The organism is Jeongeupia naejangsanensis (assembly GCF_016865585.1).
Taxonomy (GTDB): domain Bacteria; phylum Pseudomonadota; class Gammaproteobacteria; order Burkholderiales; family Chitinibacteraceae; genus Jeongeupia; species Jeongeupia naejangsanensis.
This window is the reverse complement of sequence record NZ_JAESND010000001.1, coordinates 567,592-581,511: the sequence shown is the minus strand read 5'-3', so window position 1 is coordinate 581,511 and position 13,920 is coordinate 567,592. Positions and strand designations below refer to the sequence as shown.

The following is a 13,920-nucleotide window of genomic DNA, read 5'->3' as shown; positions in this document are numbered from 1 at the left end:
CGCCGCACAAACCGATTCCATCGCTGGTGCCGCAACCGCCGGCTCAACCCGTACCGCGTCCGTTCACCCGGCCGTAGTACGGATCGGCCATGGATCAGCCAAAGCGAACGCCTTGGGCCAGCGGTAATGCATGACCGTCATTGAGCGTGTTGGTCGCGCGGCGCATATAGTTTTTCCAGGCGTCCGAACCCGATTCTCGGCCGCCGCCGGTGTCCTTCTCGCCGCCGAACGCGCCGCCGATTTCGGCACCCGAAGTGCCGGCGTTGACGTTGGCTAGCCCGCAATCGGAGCCGGCCGGGCCGATGAAGGCGCCGGCTTCACGCAGGTCGGTCGTGAAGATCGCGCTCGACAGGCCTTGTGATACGGCGTTGTTCAGCGCGATCGCTTCGTTCAGCCGCGCATAGCGCATCAGGTACAGCACGGGAGCGAAGGTTTCATCGTGAACGACGTCGGTTTGCTCGGGCATGGCCAGCAGGGCTGGCCGGACGTAGCAACCGCCATCGGGAACGTTCCCGCCGACGCGGACCTGCCCGCCGCCGATCAGGATGCGGCCGCCTTCGATTTCTGCCTGCGCTAGTGCGGCGTGCATGCGTTTCATCGCTGCGTCGTCGATCAGCGGGCCGATCAGGGTCGTGGCAAAACGCGGGTCGCCGACGTTCAGGTGCTGGTAGGCGGTGATGAGCTTCTCCTGCAGCGCATCGGCAATCTCTTCGTGAACGAATAGCCGGCGCAGGCTGGTGCAGCGCTGGCCGCAGGTGCCGGCGGCGGCGAAGACGATGGCGCGCGCCGCCAGTTCGAGGTCGGCGCTTGCCGTGATGATCGCGGCATTGTTGCCGCCCAGCTCGAGCAGGCTGCGTCCCAGCCGCGTCGCCGCGTGTTGCGCCACAGCCCGGCCCATGGCGACAGAGCCGGTCGCTGAAATCAGCGCAATGTGCCGGTCGCTGGCCAGATGGTCGCCGACGACGGCATCGCCCTGGACCAGCTGAATCAGGCCGGCGGGTGCGTCGCCGAAATCGCGAAGTACGTCGAGAACCAGCGCCGTTGCAGCCAGTGCGCAAAGCGGTGTTTTTTCCGACGGTTTCCACACGACGGCATCACCGCAGACGAGCGCCAGCATCGCATTCCACGCCCACACGGCGACCGGAAAGTTGAATGCGCTGATCACGCCGACCACGCCGAGCGGATGCCACTGCTCGAGCAGCCGGTGCTGCGGACGCTCGCTGGCGATGGTCAGCCCGTGCAGTTGCCGCGACAGGCCGGCGGCGTAATCACAGACGTCGATCCACTCCTGAACCTCGCCCTCGGCTTCGCTGGCGATCTTGCCGGCCTCGAGCGTGATCAGTTGAGCCAACTGCGTCTTGTGAAGCCGTACCGCCTCGCCGATGCGCCGGACCAGTTCGCCCCGGCGTGGCGCAGGGACCGTGCGCCACGCCTCGAACGCCACGATGGCGCAGCCGACCGCCGCGCTGACTTCGACCGCGCTGGCGGGCAGCAGCTGGCCGTGTTCCTGGCGGTCGATCGGGCTGTAGAGCAGGCGGGGCGGCGTCGACGGGTAATGGGCAATGCCGTCGATGATCGCGCCGGGCCAGCATTCGGCCTGCTGCCAGCGGTCGAGCCTCAACGGGGCGAGAAGGTGGGGAAGGGTGTACATGATGACCTCCGCATGACGCGGTCCGCGTCAGATCGGGATTTCTTCGGCATATCGGTCGATCGCGTAATAACGGCCGAAACGGTTGGCAAGGAAACGGTCGAGCGAGACCTGTTCCTGGGCGACGAAACCGTGACCGTCGCCATTGAGTTCGCCGTCAAAATGCAGGTCGATGACGGCGCAGGCGCTGGCGGCGGTGGTGAGCTGAATCGCGCTCCAGGCTTCGCCGAACAGCTCGCGGTGATAGATCTTTCGGGCATCGGTGATCTGGCGGAACTGGCCGTCGATCATGCCCGAGACCGAAACGAACACCAGGACGACATCCTGCAGGGTGATCGGGACGGCGTATTCCAGCATCGTTTTGAGCTGGCGCCGGCCGGCGCGGCTGGCCCCGAGACGCAGGCCGTTGACGAGAAAATCCATCAGGTAACGGTGTCCGGTGTAGCGCACCGTCTTGTAGTTGAGGGTGTGCACCCGCTGCGCCAGTGTTTCGCAGAGGGTGCCGAGACCGCCGGAGGTGTTGAAGGCCTCGTATTCGAGCCCGTCGAGGGCGAAATGTTCCAGCCCTTCGAGCGCCTGAACGTCGCGGCGCTGGCCGTCGACGATGGCCTCGCACGCGTTGCAGTATTCATTGATCAGGCCGTCGGTCGACCAGGTCAGGTTGTACATGATCGGGTTGTTCGGATACTGCGGCAGCGCACCGACGCGCATTTTCACGGTGTCGAGCGTATCGAAGCGATGGGCGAGGTCGGCAGCGAGAATGCCGATGAATCCCGGTGCCAGACCGCATTGCGGCATGAAAATCTGCCGCGGCGCGGCGCGGCGGGCCAGATTGCGGATCTTGCGCGTGGTCGCCACATCCTCGGTCAGGTCGAAATAGCTGGCGCCGCTGGCCAGTGCCGCACGGGCGATGGCCGGATTGGCATCGAAGCTGGTGGCCGACAGCACGGCGGATTGTCCCGCGAGACTGGCTGCGAGTCCGTCGGCATCGCTGGCGCGGAGTGCCAGTGTCCGGACCGGCGCCCGTGCGGCCACGCGCTGCAAGGCTGCGGCGTCACGATCGGCGAGGGTGACATCGTAGTCGCCGCTGTGGACCAGCAGTTTGGCAATGCTGGCGCCGATCTTGCCGGCGCCGACGATCAGGACCGGCCTCATCCGCGCGGGTTCCGGTGCGTGGATTCGAAAATCCGGCTGGCGCTGGCCGCGACGAAGCCCTGATACAGGCGGCCGTCGACGTCGGGGTAGCGGCGGGCAAACTCGTAGTAGCACGTGGGCACCACGTGCATTTCCCCGCCCGCGAAAGCAACCGGCTGGCGATCGGCGAGCGTGGCCGCCTGCTCGAGCAACTCCGCCGGCGTGCCCTTGATTTCTCCACCGGCGTCGTTGATCGCAAAACCGGCGGCGCGAACGCGTTCGAGCACATCCTCGATGGTCGTGGGGGTCCGCAGCCGGTGTACGGCAACGGTGAAATGATTGGCATGCAGGCCGAGTGCCGCCAGCCAGCCGGCGTACTCGCTTTCGGCCGCGAGTGTCCGGTAGTCGCTGTAGCTGATCGCCGGCCAGACACGCCCCGCACTGAACACGGCGGGCGTCTCGGCGAGGGCCGGGTCAAGGCTGGCGAGCAGTGGCGTGAGAATGTCCTGGGCAACCGTCGACAATGCGCTGACGTGGAGCTCCGACAGAAAGATCAGTGGTGCATCCGGGTCGGATGATGCGTATCCCCAGGCGGACAGGTGCTTGTCGGGAAAGGCATAGGGGGCGTGGCGCCGGTAGCCGAGGTCGAACAGCCGCGGTTCGAGCCGTGACAGGCACAGCGGGCCCGTGTCAAAGGTGCGGAAAGCGACGTGGTCATTGATGACCGTGGCGTTGTCGGCGGCAAACAGCGCGTGGATGCGCGCGGATTGTGGTGCGATGGCAATGTAGTCGTCCCACAGCGAGGCAAAGAAGGCAGCGTTGTCCATGGCGCCATCCCGAACGACGATGCTTCAGCATAGTGTGTGCGGTTTCCGGTGTGGCCGGTGTTGGCCTAAGGAGACAGCATTGGCTGCTCGCCGGTTGAATGCAGCCTCCAATCGTCATTCATCGGCCGGAAAAGGATGGAATTTGCATTAAAAACTGTTACTCGTACCGAAAAGAGAGGCCGTGGTAATCCATCACAGGACGTGCCACGACAACGGGATTAACATTCAAAGCTCCTTAACCGTACCTGACAAACTGCGAGCCGCCTCATGAACGCCGTAGCAGCCCTCAAGCCCGCCGACCTTTGGCGCCATTTCGCCACTCTGTGCAGTTTTCCGCGGCCGTCCAAGCACGAAGCCGCGCTGCGCAACCATCTGCGCGACTGGGCGCTGGGGCGTGGCCTGGTCGCGGAGCTGGACGAGGCCGGCAACCTGCTGATTCGCAAGCCGGCCAGCAAGGGCATGGAAGATCGCGTTGGCGTGGTGCTGCAAGGCCATCTCGACATGGTGACCCAGCAGAATGAAGGTCGAGGCCACGATTTTCATCGTGACCCGATCCGGACCCGGCTGGTGGACGGCTGGGTGCACGCCGACGGCACGACGCTGGGCGCAGACAACGGCATCGGTGTCGCTGCGGCGCTGGCCCTGCTTGAATCGAACGACGTGCCGCATGGCCCGCTCGAAGTGCTGCTGACGATCGACGAAGAAGCAGGCATGAGTGGTGTGCAGGCGCTGCGCGCGGGCTGGCTGCAAGGCAAGCTGCTGTTCAATCTGGATACCGAGGAATGGGGGCAGTGCTATATCGGCTGCGCCGGTGGCGTGGACGTGACCTACAAGCGGGCGGCCCGGTTCGAGCCGATGCCGGCCGACTGGCAAGCCATCGAGGTCGCGCTCACCGGCTTCCGTGGCGGCCATTCCGGTGCCGACATCCACAAGCTGCACGGCAACCCGATCCGCGCACTGGCGCATCTGGCACTCGATGCGATCGAGCGATATGGCGCACGCGTGGTCTCGATGCGCGGCGGTACATTGCGCAACGCGCTGGCGCGCGAAGCCTTCGTGACGCTGGCCCTGCCGTCCGGTGCGGTGTCGTGGCTCGACGAGCTGGTCGGCCAGTGGCGCGACGGGCTGTCGGTGCGCATGCGTCAGGTCGAGCCGAACGTAAAGCTGGTAGTGACCCCTGTCAGTGCAATGCAGGCACTGAGCGAAAGCTGCAGCCGTACATCGATGGAGCTGCTGGTGGCGGCCCATCACGGAGTCCTCCGCTGGAGTCCGGATGTCGAGGGCGTGGTCGAGACCTCGGCCAACCTCGGGGTTGTCCACATCGATGCCGCGCATGGTTTCGAAGCGGTGTCGATGGCGCGGTCGCTGAATACCTACGGCCTGACCGACATCAAGCGCAAGCTGCGCGCGATCGGTCGGCTGGCCGACGCGGTCGTGATCGAAAGCGGCGAATACCCGGGCTGGGCGCCTGATCCGGCGTCGCCGGCGCTGGCCTTGCTGAAACAGGTATATCAATCGCAATTTGGTGACGAGCTGGCGGTTGAAGTCATCCATGCCGGACTCGAGTGCGGACTGATCGCCGCCAAATACCCGGAGATGGACATGGTGTCGTTCGGTCCGACGATCCGCGGCGCCCATTCGCCGGACGAGCGGGTCGAGGTGGCGTCGGTCGAGAAATTCTGGGAATTGCTCAAGGCCGCCGTTGCTGCGGTGCCGGCAGCCTGAACGATCTCGGCTATGCTGGGTAGCTAAACCTGCCCGGAGTCAGCCGTGAACGATGATCTTGTTGGCCACAACGCGCCGGGCGATACGTCCCGGCGCGTTTTCATTTCCGGCGCGATCGCCGCCGGTTTCGCATTGGCGGTCCGTCCTGTTGCGGCAACGACAATCGACACCGACGACGGCGGGCTGGCGGCCGGTTCGGTGCAGATCCCGGTGGAAGGTGGCGCGATGCTGCCTGCGTACCGGGCTGCGCCGGAAAGGACAAAGGGTCCGCTGCCGACGGTCATCGTCGTGCAGGAGATTTTCGGCGTGCACGAACACATCCAGGCGGTGTGCCGCCGATTGGCCAAGAGCGGCTATCTGGCCATTGCACCCGAGCTGTACTTCCGTCAGGGCGACCCGCGCAACTATCCGGAAGTGGATCAGCTGATGAAGCTGGTGATGAGCGTGCCCGATGCGCAGGTTCTGTCCGATCTCGATGCCACCGTCGCGTGGGCCGCGCGCAACGGCGGCGACGCCAGGCACACGGCCATCACCGGTTTCTGCTGGGGTGGACGCATCGTCTGGTTGTACGCCGCACGCAATCCGTCGTTGAAGGCCGCGGTGGCATGGTACGGACGTCTGGGCGGCACCGCGTCGGCCAACACGCCAAAGCAGCCGCTCGATGTGGCTGCCGAGGTCCGGGTGCCGGTGCTGGGGCTTTATGGTGGCCAGGACAAAGGGATTTCCGCCGAGTCGATTGCGCAGATGCGTACCGCGCTCAAGGCGGCCAAGGCTCAGACCGAGATCATCGTCTATCCGGATGCCGGGCACGGTTTCAACGCCGATTACCGCCCCAGCTACAACGAGGCGGCTGCACGCGACGGCTGGCAGAAAATGCTGTCCTGGTTCAAGCAGCACGGTGTTTAGCTAGGCCGAAACCGATGTAGAAAAAAAGCCGGCATCGCCGGCTTTTTTGATCTCACGAGGCCATTTTCAGACCAACCACGCCTGTCACGATCAGGGCGAGGAAAAACACCCGGACCGGGCCGAGCGGATCGCCAAACCAGATGATGCCGCCGATGGTGACGCCAACTGCACCAAGTCCGGTCCAGATCGCGTAGGCGGTGCCGGCCGGAATGCCTTTCATGGCGAACGACAAGAGCGCCATGTTCAGAAACGACAAGCCGACCGAGCCGCCGATGACCCACGGATTGGGGTGGATCTGGACGTACTTGAGCGACAGCGCCCAGACGATTTCGGTGAACACGGCAATGCCGAGAACGAGCCAGTAATTGGTCATGATCAGTCCTGCTGAAACGGGCTCGGGAACGATGCGCCGCCTCGGAAACCCGAAAGAGAGGCGGGCGCATGAAATCAGCGGCTGGCGAGGGTTTCCAGTGCCGGGCCGGTGACGCGGCAGACGCGCCAGTCGGGCAGCACGGTAGCGCCGATGGACTGGTAGAACGCAATGGCGTTGGCGTTCCAGTCGAGCACGCTCCATTCGAAACGGCCGCAACCGCGTTCGCGTGCCAATTGCGCCAGATGGACCATGATCGCCTTGGCATACCCGCGTCCGCGATAGGCGGGACGCACGTACAGATCTTCCAGGTACAGCCCGCGCCGGGTCAGGAAGGTCGAATAGTTGTGGAAATACAGGGCGAATGCTGCCGTCTCGCCATCGGCCTCGCCGATCAGGCATTCGCAGGCCGGATGCGCGCCGAACAGGTCCTCGTGCAGTTTTTCAACGCTACCGGTCACCAGATGGCTGAGTTGTTCGAACTCGGCCAGTTCGCGCACCATGGTAAGGATTTCGGCGACGTCATCGGGAGCCGCGGGGCGGATGGAAAAGCGCATTCAAATCTCCACAAAAGCAAAACGGGCGGTTTAGGCCGCCCGTTTGATTACTGGTAGATACCTGTTACTTCACTTGGCCGATCATGTACAGCGCAGCGGCCTTGAACTCGTCATCGGAGCCCTGATACCCGCCCTTGGGCGGCATCGCGTTCAGGCCCTTGATCCCGATCGCGATTGCAGCGTCGGCGCCGTCCTTCAGGCGCGGGCCCCAGGCGGCCTTGTCACCGAACTTCGGTGCGCCGGCAGCACCGCTGCCGTGGCAGGCAATGCAGGTCGACTCGTAGATTTCCTTGCCCTTGGTCGCCGGATCAACCGCGCCACCTGCACCGCCGGCAACCGGCGGTTCGGTGAACTTGGCACCGCCTGCGTTGCCCATGAAGGCCACCGCACGCGCGACTTCCGCATCGGTCAGGTCGGGCGAGCCGCCACGTGCCGGCATGGCGTTGAAACCGCCAATCGCGTGCTTGACCAGCGTGTCGAAGCCCTTGGCAATGTGCGGCGCCCATGCACCGGCATCGCCGAACTTGGGCGAACCGGCCAGGCCGGTGCCATGACAGGAGATGCAGATCGCTTCGTAGACCGACTTGCCGGTACGTTGTCCCGGTGGCGCACTGTCGACGATCTTGATGCTGCCGACCGCCTGCAGACGCGCAGCGATGGCCTCGTTGGTCATCGTGGTGCTGCCCAGATCGATACCGCTGCCCGAGGTGAACAGCTTCACCACGAGATAGATGAATACCGGAATACCGACGAGCGCGGTCAGAATCAGACCGACGACGCTTTTTGCCGCAGATGCGTTGGAGCCGCTCATGCTGCCATCCCTATGCAATTGAAGTCTTGTTTGTTGGAACTGCTGGAATACCTATTTTTGTGGCGGCAATTATACCGGCAAAGACGACCATCAGAAAGCCGTGTGTAGACGCGGGTGCAACGACACGCTATGATCGCACCCCTTGGCGTTGCGTCCGTAGCTCAGTTGGATAGAGTGTCAGTTTCCGAAGCTGAAGGTCACAGGTTCGATCCCTGTCGGGCGCGCCAGTAAAAACAAGGGCTTAACCTTAGCGGTTAGGCCCTTTTTTACGTCTTTCGCCATCATGCACCGCTTCATGTTGCTGCCTGGCCTCCTTGCCGGGGTGGTGGTTGTGTATCAGTCCGCCACGTCGTCGAACCACCATCCCGATGTTGCAGTCCGGTTTTTGCGTACTGATTCCCGGATCAATTGCGGTGCTGCTGCGATTTGCTCGGGGATGCGTTTATTTATGCGGCATATTGACTGCCCGCCGTCACGCCCGATGCCGCCGCCTGCCGTGTCATCGTTGCAACGATCGTTGCCACCGATTTAACTCTTCCCGATGCATTGCCGCCTTGTTGTATCAAGTGGGCCTGGCGCCACGTAGCCATGGCGCATGCCAGCGCGGGCTTTGCGTGAGCCGTCATGCCTCCTGCCTTCCCCGGGGTGTTGGATACCCTGTCTGTATTTATGTTGAAAGATTCGGGCGTGAATGTACGGAAAATCAGATCCGGATTTCCAGGTGGGTTTGGTAAGCTTTTTGATGCTCGCAATCAGGATTGATTTGTGTTGCTTTGCAGCATGAGGGCGGCGGGTACAGGGTATTGCAAATAGCAGCGCCAACGCGTTTCTGGCGAATTGAAACATGCGATGATGGCGTAACCGTTTGGGGCCGATCGGTGCCCGAAATTACGCCGGCGCACAGCCGACAAAAGATGGGGTCGAAATGAGGGTCGAGGTTGCCATTCACCCGATGGTGCAACGTCAGGGCGTGCTTGTCGTCGAGGACAGCGCGCTGCAGCGGACACACATCGTCGAGCAGCTGACCCTGCTCGGCGTGGAGCGCATTCACGAAGCCGGCGACGGTTTTGCCGCGCTCAATCTGGTCCGCAACCTGATGGTGCCGCCGGCGCTGATCGTGCTGGACATCGCCTTGCCGGGAATCGACGGGCCGGAGGTGCTGGAGCAGCTGGCCGAGGACGGTTATCGTCCGGCGCTGCTGATCGCCAGCAATTCGGACAACGCGCTGATCGCCAGCGTCGAGGACAAGGCACGCAGGCTCGGCTTCCATGTGCTGGGTGGTGTACACAAGCCGATTCCGCTGGACGTGCTCGCCGCGATGTTCACCTCGCTGGCCGAACACCTGGCGCTTCGCAGTCTGCGGCCCCAGTCGGACCGCGCGGCCATGACGCCGGACGCACTGCGCGAAGCGCTGGATGGCCAGATGCTCCAGCCGCATTACCAGCCGAAGATCGAATTGCGGACTGGGCGGCTGTCCGGTTTCGAGGCGCTGGCCAGAATCCACGATGCGGCCGGCACGGTGATCCTGCCTGCGTCCTTCATCGCACTGGCTGAGGAGCGCGGTCAGGTTGGCGAGCTGACGCTGTACATGCTCGGCGCAGTGCTGACCGATATGGTGACGTGGAAAAGTCGCGGCACCGACGTGTCGGTGTCGCTCAACCTGTCGCCGGTGTTGTTGCTGGATCACTGGCTGATCAGCGAGATCATTGCCCGGGTCGGTACTTCGGGGGTTTCGCCGCGCAAGCTGACGTTCGAAATCACCGAGGTTGTTCTTGCAGCAGACGTACCGATGGTGCTCGAATCGATCGGCCGCTTGCGGCAGGCCGGTTTCGCGATCTCGATCGACGATTACGGCACCGGTTTTTCGTCGATGCAGCAACTGTCGCGGATTCCGTTCACCGAACTCAAGATCGACCGCGTCTTCGTGACCGAAGCGCCGGGCAAGCCGCATATGGCCGAGATCCTGCGCTCCACTTTCGAAATGGCGCGCAGCCTCGGTCTGTCGACGGTGGCCGAGGGTGTCGAGACTGCCGCCGAACTGGCCATGCTCAAGTCGATGGGCTGCAACATCGTCCAGGGGTATCATTTCGGTGGCCCGATTTCCGCGGTCGACGTCTTCGACTGGATCCGCGAGAACCGTGACCGCGTCGCGGCACTGTGCGAGCAGGGAGAAACCGTGCCGCGCTGATCTGAGGATGGCGGACATGAGGATGGCGGACAACAGGATTTCACGCTGATCGATGCCGAGCTAGGCATCCGGGGCGAATCCTGACTATTTTTACGGGCTCGCGGGCCAGGTTTTCAAACTGATGCAATTCACGCTTCGTCCAACGGTCGCCTGGGCCGCAACAGGGATTCTGATCCTCGTTGCGGCCTGTTTGTTTTCGCTCAAGCTGATTCACGATCAGGCGCGCGAGTTCGCGGCCAGTCATCTGCGTGCGTCGCTGGACAAGACGGAGCCCCTGCTTGCGCGCTGGGGCGAAACGCATGCGCAGGAATCGCGCGTGCTGGCATCGCAGCCCGAAATGGCCAAACCGGTGATTGCGCTGCTGGACGAGCCCTCGGCAGAACGCCGGCAGCAGATGTTCGAACGGCTGGACGCACACTGGCAGTCCGCCTACGTGGCGCTGGGCTTCAGCGGTCTGTCGGTCTGGACAGTGGACGGCGTCGCTGTCGGTGCATCGCGCAAATACATCGTCGGTGAAAACGCGACCGGTGATGTCCGTGCAGTGCTGGCCCGTGCCGCCTTGCGCGACGGCGCCGTCTCCCGGCCGATCCGATCAGAACATCCGATGACGCGCCGTGACGGTACGATTGCACAAGCCGGGGCGCTTTACCAACTGGCCTGTGCTGCGGTGCGGGACGCGCACTCGCTCCATGGCTACATCTGCCTGCGCATGGATGCCGAGCAGATGTTCTCCAACCTGCTGGCGATCGGCCGGGTAGGCAACACCGGCCAGGTTTATGCAATCAATGCCGCCGGCCTGCTGATTTCGCCCAGTCGCTTCAACACGTCGCCGGGCGAGCGCGACAAGGTGGTCTGGGCCAGGGTGCCCGGTGCCGTACAGGCCAAGGGCGGAATGACGCACAAGCCGACCGATCCACTGACGTCGATGGCCGCCGGGGTCATCCGCAGCGGGCAGGCCGAGCTGTTCGACGGTTACGTCGGTTACCGCGGTGAAGAGGTGCTCGGCGCGGGGCGCTGGCTCGACGACATGCACATGGGGCTGATCGTCGAAGAGGACACCAGCGAGGTGTACTCGGCCTACCGGCTTGCGCGGAACGTGATCCTGCTGATGACCGGTCTGGCAATTGCGCTGCTGGTGTTCCTGACCTGGGCGTCGCAACGTTCGCGCCGGCAGATCCTGTCGCGGGAAGTGCGCTTCACGTCATTGATCAGGAATTTCCCTGCCGCGATTTCGGTGCGGGATGCGGCTGGCCGCTATCTCGTCGCCAATCCGTATACCCAGCAGTTGCTGGGCCTGAGCAGCCGCGACATGATCGGCCGGCATTGCGAGGACCTCCTGCCGCCGGCGCCGGCGGCAGAGATGCGCAAGCTGGACCGGCAAGTGTTCGAAACGGGCGAGGTGCTCGATACGATGACGCAGGAAAGCGGCGACCGCCGCTACCGCGTCATCCGTTTTCCGATTCCGGGCAGCGGCGGGACCGATGTCGAAGCCGTCGGCGTGGTGGCGATCGACGTGACCGAACAGCTGCAGACCACCGAGCGGCTGCGGGAGCTGACCGACGACCTCGAAACCGTGGTGAAGGTCCGGACGGCGGAGCTGGCTGCAGCCAAGGAACAGGCCGAAATGGCGTCGCAGGCCAAGGCGGATTTCCTCGCGAACATGAGTCACGAGATCCGCACGCCGATGAACGCGATGATCGGGCTGTCGCATCTTGCGCTGCAGCAGCAGGCGTCGCCGCGTGCCCGGCAGTATCTCGAGCGCATCCGTGACTCGGGCCAGCATCTGCTCGGCATCGTCAACGACATCCTCGATTTTTCCAAGATCGAGGCCGGCGAGCTGGCGCTGAACGAGTCCGACTTCGCACTCGACCAGCTGGTCGACCACGTGATCTCGCTGGTCTGGGAAAAAGCCTACGACAAGGGCCTCGAGGTGCTGATCCAGATCGACCCCGACGTGCCGCTCGGTCTGGTCGGCGACCGCCTGCGCATCGGCCAGATCCTGATCAACTTCGTCAACAACGCGGTCAAGTTCACCCCGCACGGCGAAGTGGCGATCCATATCCGGGTCATCGACGAAATCGGCCAGCGCCTGCGGGTGCGTTTCGAGGTCCGCGATACCGGCATCGGCATTCCGGCGCACCGGCGCGGCGCGCTGTTCAAACCGTTCCAGCAGCTCGACTCCTCGCTGGCGTTCAATGCCGAGGGGACCGGGCTGGGTCTGGTCATTTCCAAGCGTTTTGCCGAGGCCATGGGCGGCCACGTGGGGGTCGAGAGCACCGTCGGTGTCGGCAGCACCTTCTGGCTCGAGCTCGATTTGCAGGAGTCGGAAGTCCGCCTGCCCGAACATGTCCAGACGTTCGAAGCCGCCGGCCGTTCGGTGCTGGTGGTCGACGACAACAGCAGTGCACGGCGCACCCTGGCCACCATGCTCCGGTCGATGGCGTTCTACGTCGGCGAGGCCCGCTCCGGCGAGGAAGCGATTCAGGCCATTCTTGCCGCCGACCGTGCAGGCCGGCCGTACGAGTTCGTGTTCATCGACTGGAAGATGCCCGGCATGGACGGCCCGGCGGTAGCCGGGCGCATCCGCGACCTTGGCCTGCAGGGCAGTCATCCCTTGCTGATTGCGCTGCACCCGGGCCGCGGCGGCGAGGTCATCGACATGCCGCTGTCGTTTTCGGCCGTCATCGACAAGCCGGTCACGTCGTCGGCCTTGCTCGAAACGCTGCATACGCTGATTTTCCCGTCGTACGGCGATCCGCTGCCCGGCGCGCTCGGTGGCGCATGGGGACCGATTTCCGAGGATTTCGGCAGCCTGCGCGGACTGAAGGTCCTGCTGGCCGAGGACAACGAAGTCAATCAGGAGGTCGCCGTCGACCTGCTCAGCGTGGCCGGTGTCGAGGTGTCGATCGCCAAGGACGGCCATGCCGCGGTGGCGCTGGCGAGCACTGGCCGTTTTGACGTGGTGCTGATGGACCTGCACATGCCGGTACTCGACGGCATCGATGCGGCCGCACATATCCGTGCCCAGCAGGCCTTGTCGACGCTGCCCGTCATCGCGCTGACCGCCAGCGCGCACACGGCGATCCGAGAAAAATGCCTGGCGATGGGGATGAACGACTTCATCACCAAGCCGATCGATCCGCACCTGCTGTTCACCACGCTGCGCAAATGGGACCGGCGCTTCGACGTCGCGGAGGAGCCTGCGGACATTGCAGCGGCGCCGGCTGTCGTCGCAGGTGATGACATCCCGCACATCGACGGGCTGGATGTCGACGGTGCGCTGGCGCGGCTGATGGGCCGCAAGCCGACCTACCTCAAGCTGCTGCGGAAATTTTCCGCCGATTACCCGGACATCGCCCGGCGCATCGCCGATGCCAAGGCCCGGGGCGATACGGTGCTGGCGGCGAGGCTGGCGCATTCGATCAAGTCGGTCGCCGCCACGCTGGGGGCCGAAACGTTGCGGGCCTTGTCGGCGCGGCTCGAAGAAGGTCTGGCCGTCGGTGCCGACATCGGCCTGGATCTGGTCGGATTCAACGCGGAAGTCGAGCGTCTGACGGCCGCCATTCTTGCGGCTTTGCCGCCGGCCGAGGCCTGTGCGGGGTGAGCTTCGGGCGAGCTTTTATGTGGCGAAACGGGGTAAATAAGAAAATTATTCGATTCTGATTTAATGTTGGACGATGTCGTGTCGCCTTGTGTCAGTGACGGCATCTGAATGGATGTCGCTTCCAGAATGCTGAATCCACTGACAGAGGAA

At 63.8% G+C, this 13,920-nt stretch carries 10 protein-coding genes and 1 tRNA gene; 5 read left to right on the top strand and 6 right to left on the bottom strand.

What is annotated here, in order from left to right; all coding sequences use genetic code 11:
• Nucleotides 1–94: 94 nt before the first annotated feature.
• Genes amaB through JMJ54_RS02760 form a run of 3 tightly spaced genes read right to left on the bottom strand, consistent with a single transcriptional unit; the run spans nt 95 to nt 3,609 of the window.
• Entirely contained in the window at nt 95–1,651 is a 1,557-nt protein-coding gene (gene amaB / locus JMJ54_RS02770) for an L-piperidine-6-carboxylate dehydrogenase (protein ID WP_203536410.1), read from the bottom strand.
• A gap of 27 nt (nt 1,652–1,678) precedes the next feature.
• Nucleotides 1,679–2,803 carry a saccharopine dehydrogenase family protein gene (locus JMJ54_RS02765; protein WP_203536409.1) on the bottom strand — a complete coding sequence of 375 codons (1,125 nt, stop codon included), beginning with the start codon at nt 2,801–2,803 and terminating at the stop codon, nt 1,679–1,681.
• A complete protein-coding gene (locus JMJ54_RS02760) occupies nt 2,800–3,609 on the bottom strand; it encodes a DUF1338 domain-containing protein (protein ID WP_203536408.1) in 810 nt (269 codons plus the stop codon). Before JMJ54_RS02760 ends, JMJ54_RS02765 begins: the two co-directional genes overlap by 4 nt.
• 267 nt (nt 3,610–3,876) lie before the next feature.
• Here JMJ54_RS02760 and JMJ54_RS02755 point away from each other — a divergent pair, with 267 nt between their 5' ends.
• Entirely contained in the window at nt 3,877–5,334 is a 1,458-nt protein-coding gene (locus JMJ54_RS02755; RefSeq protein ID WP_203536407.1) for an aminoacyl-histidine dipeptidase, read from the top strand.
• 45 nt (nt 5,335–5,379) lie between these two features.
• On the top strand, nt 5,380–6,240 hold the full coding sequence (locus tag JMJ54_RS02750; protein ID WP_203536406.1) for a dienelactone hydrolase family protein: 861 nt from the start codon (nt 5,380–5,382) through the stop codon (nt 6,238–6,240).
• A 52-nt stretch (nt 6,241–6,292) separates the two neighbouring features.
• Here the strand turns inward: JMJ54_RS02750 and JMJ54_RS02745 are convergent, their stop codons facing one another.
• The 3 genes from JMJ54_RS02745 to JMJ54_RS02735 all read right to left on the bottom strand — a co-directional run bounded on the left by JMJ54_RS02745 (nt 6,293) and on the right by JMJ54_RS02735 (nt 7,978).
• Nucleotides 6,293–6,613, bottom strand: coding sequence for a DMT family transporter (locus JMJ54_RS02745; RefSeq protein ID WP_203536405.1), 321 nt, complete (start codon nt 6,611–6,613; stop codon nt 6,293–6,295).
• Between the two features lie 74 nt (nt 6,614–6,687).
• Entirely contained in the window at nt 6,688–7,167 is a 480-nt protein-coding gene (locus JMJ54_RS02740; RefSeq protein WP_203536404.1) for a GNAT family N-acetyltransferase, read from the bottom strand.
• A 64-nt stretch (nt 7,168–7,231) separates the two neighbouring features.
• Nucleotides 7,232–7,978: a c-type cytochrome gene (locus JMJ54_RS02735; RefSeq protein ID WP_203536403.1), complete on the bottom strand. Its 747-nt coding sequence runs from the start codon at nt 7,976–7,978 to the stop codon at nt 7,232–7,234.
• Nucleotides 7,979–8,128: 150 nt separating this feature from the next.
• Here JMJ54_RS02735 and JMJ54_RS02730 point away from each other — a divergent pair.
• From JMJ54_RS02730 to JMJ54_RS02720, 3 genes are all read left to right on the top strand, one after another.
• Nucleotides 8,129–8,205: transfer RNA gene (locus tag JMJ54_RS02730), tRNA-Arg, on the top strand.
• A gap of 698 nt (nt 8,206–8,903) precedes the next feature.
• Nucleotides 8,904–10,166, top strand: a complete 1,263-nt coding sequence (locus tag JMJ54_RS02725; protein WP_203536402.1) for an EAL domain-containing response regulator — start codon at nt 8,904–8,906, stop codon at nt 10,164–10,166.
• Between the two features lie 121 nt (nt 10,167–10,287).
• Nucleotides 10,288–13,770: a response regulator gene (locus tag JMJ54_RS02720; RefSeq protein WP_203536401.1), complete on the top strand. Its 3,483-nt coding sequence runs from the start codon at nt 10,288–10,290 to the stop codon at nt 13,768–13,770.
• Nucleotides 13,771–13,920: the final 150 nt, after the last annotated feature.

Excerpts from the sequence above, each read along its gene's own strand:
- JMJ54_RS02760 (WP_203536408.1), bottom strand. The coding sequence starts at position 3,609 with ATGGACAACGCTGCCTTCTTTGCCTCGCTGTGGGACGACTACATTGCC.
- amaB (WP_203536410.1), bottom strand. The coding sequence starts at position 1,651 with ATGTACACCCTTCCCCACCTTCTCGCCCCGTTGAGGCTCGACCGCTGG.
- JMJ54_RS02725 (WP_203536402.1), top strand. The coding sequence starts at position 8,904 with ATGAGGGTCGAGGTTGCCATTCACCCGATGGTGCAACGTCAGGGCGTG.
- JMJ54_RS02735 (WP_203536403.1), bottom strand. The coding sequence starts at position 7,978 with ATGAGCGGCTCCAACGCATCTGCGGCAAAAAGCGTCGTCGGTCTGATT.
- JMJ54_RS02755 (WP_203536407.1), top strand. The coding sequence starts at position 3,877 with ATGAACGCCGTAGCAGCCCTCAAGCCCGCCGACCTTTGGCGCCATTTC.
- JMJ54_RS02765 (WP_203536409.1), bottom strand. The coding sequence starts at position 2,803 with ATGAGGCCGGTCCTGATCGTCGGCGCCGGCAAGATCGGCGCCAGCATT.
- JMJ54_RS02740 (WP_203536404.1), bottom strand. The coding sequence starts at position 7,167 with ATGCGCTTTTCCATCCGCCCCGCGGCTCCCGATGACGTCGCCGAAATC.
- JMJ54_RS02720 (WP_203536401.1), top strand. The coding sequence starts at position 10,288 with ATGCAATTCACGCTTCGTCCAACGGTCGCCTGGGCCGCAACAGGGATT.
- JMJ54_RS02745 (WP_203536405.1), bottom strand. The coding sequence starts at position 6,613 with ATGACCAATTACTGGCTCGTTCTCGGCATTGCCGTGTTCACCGAAATC.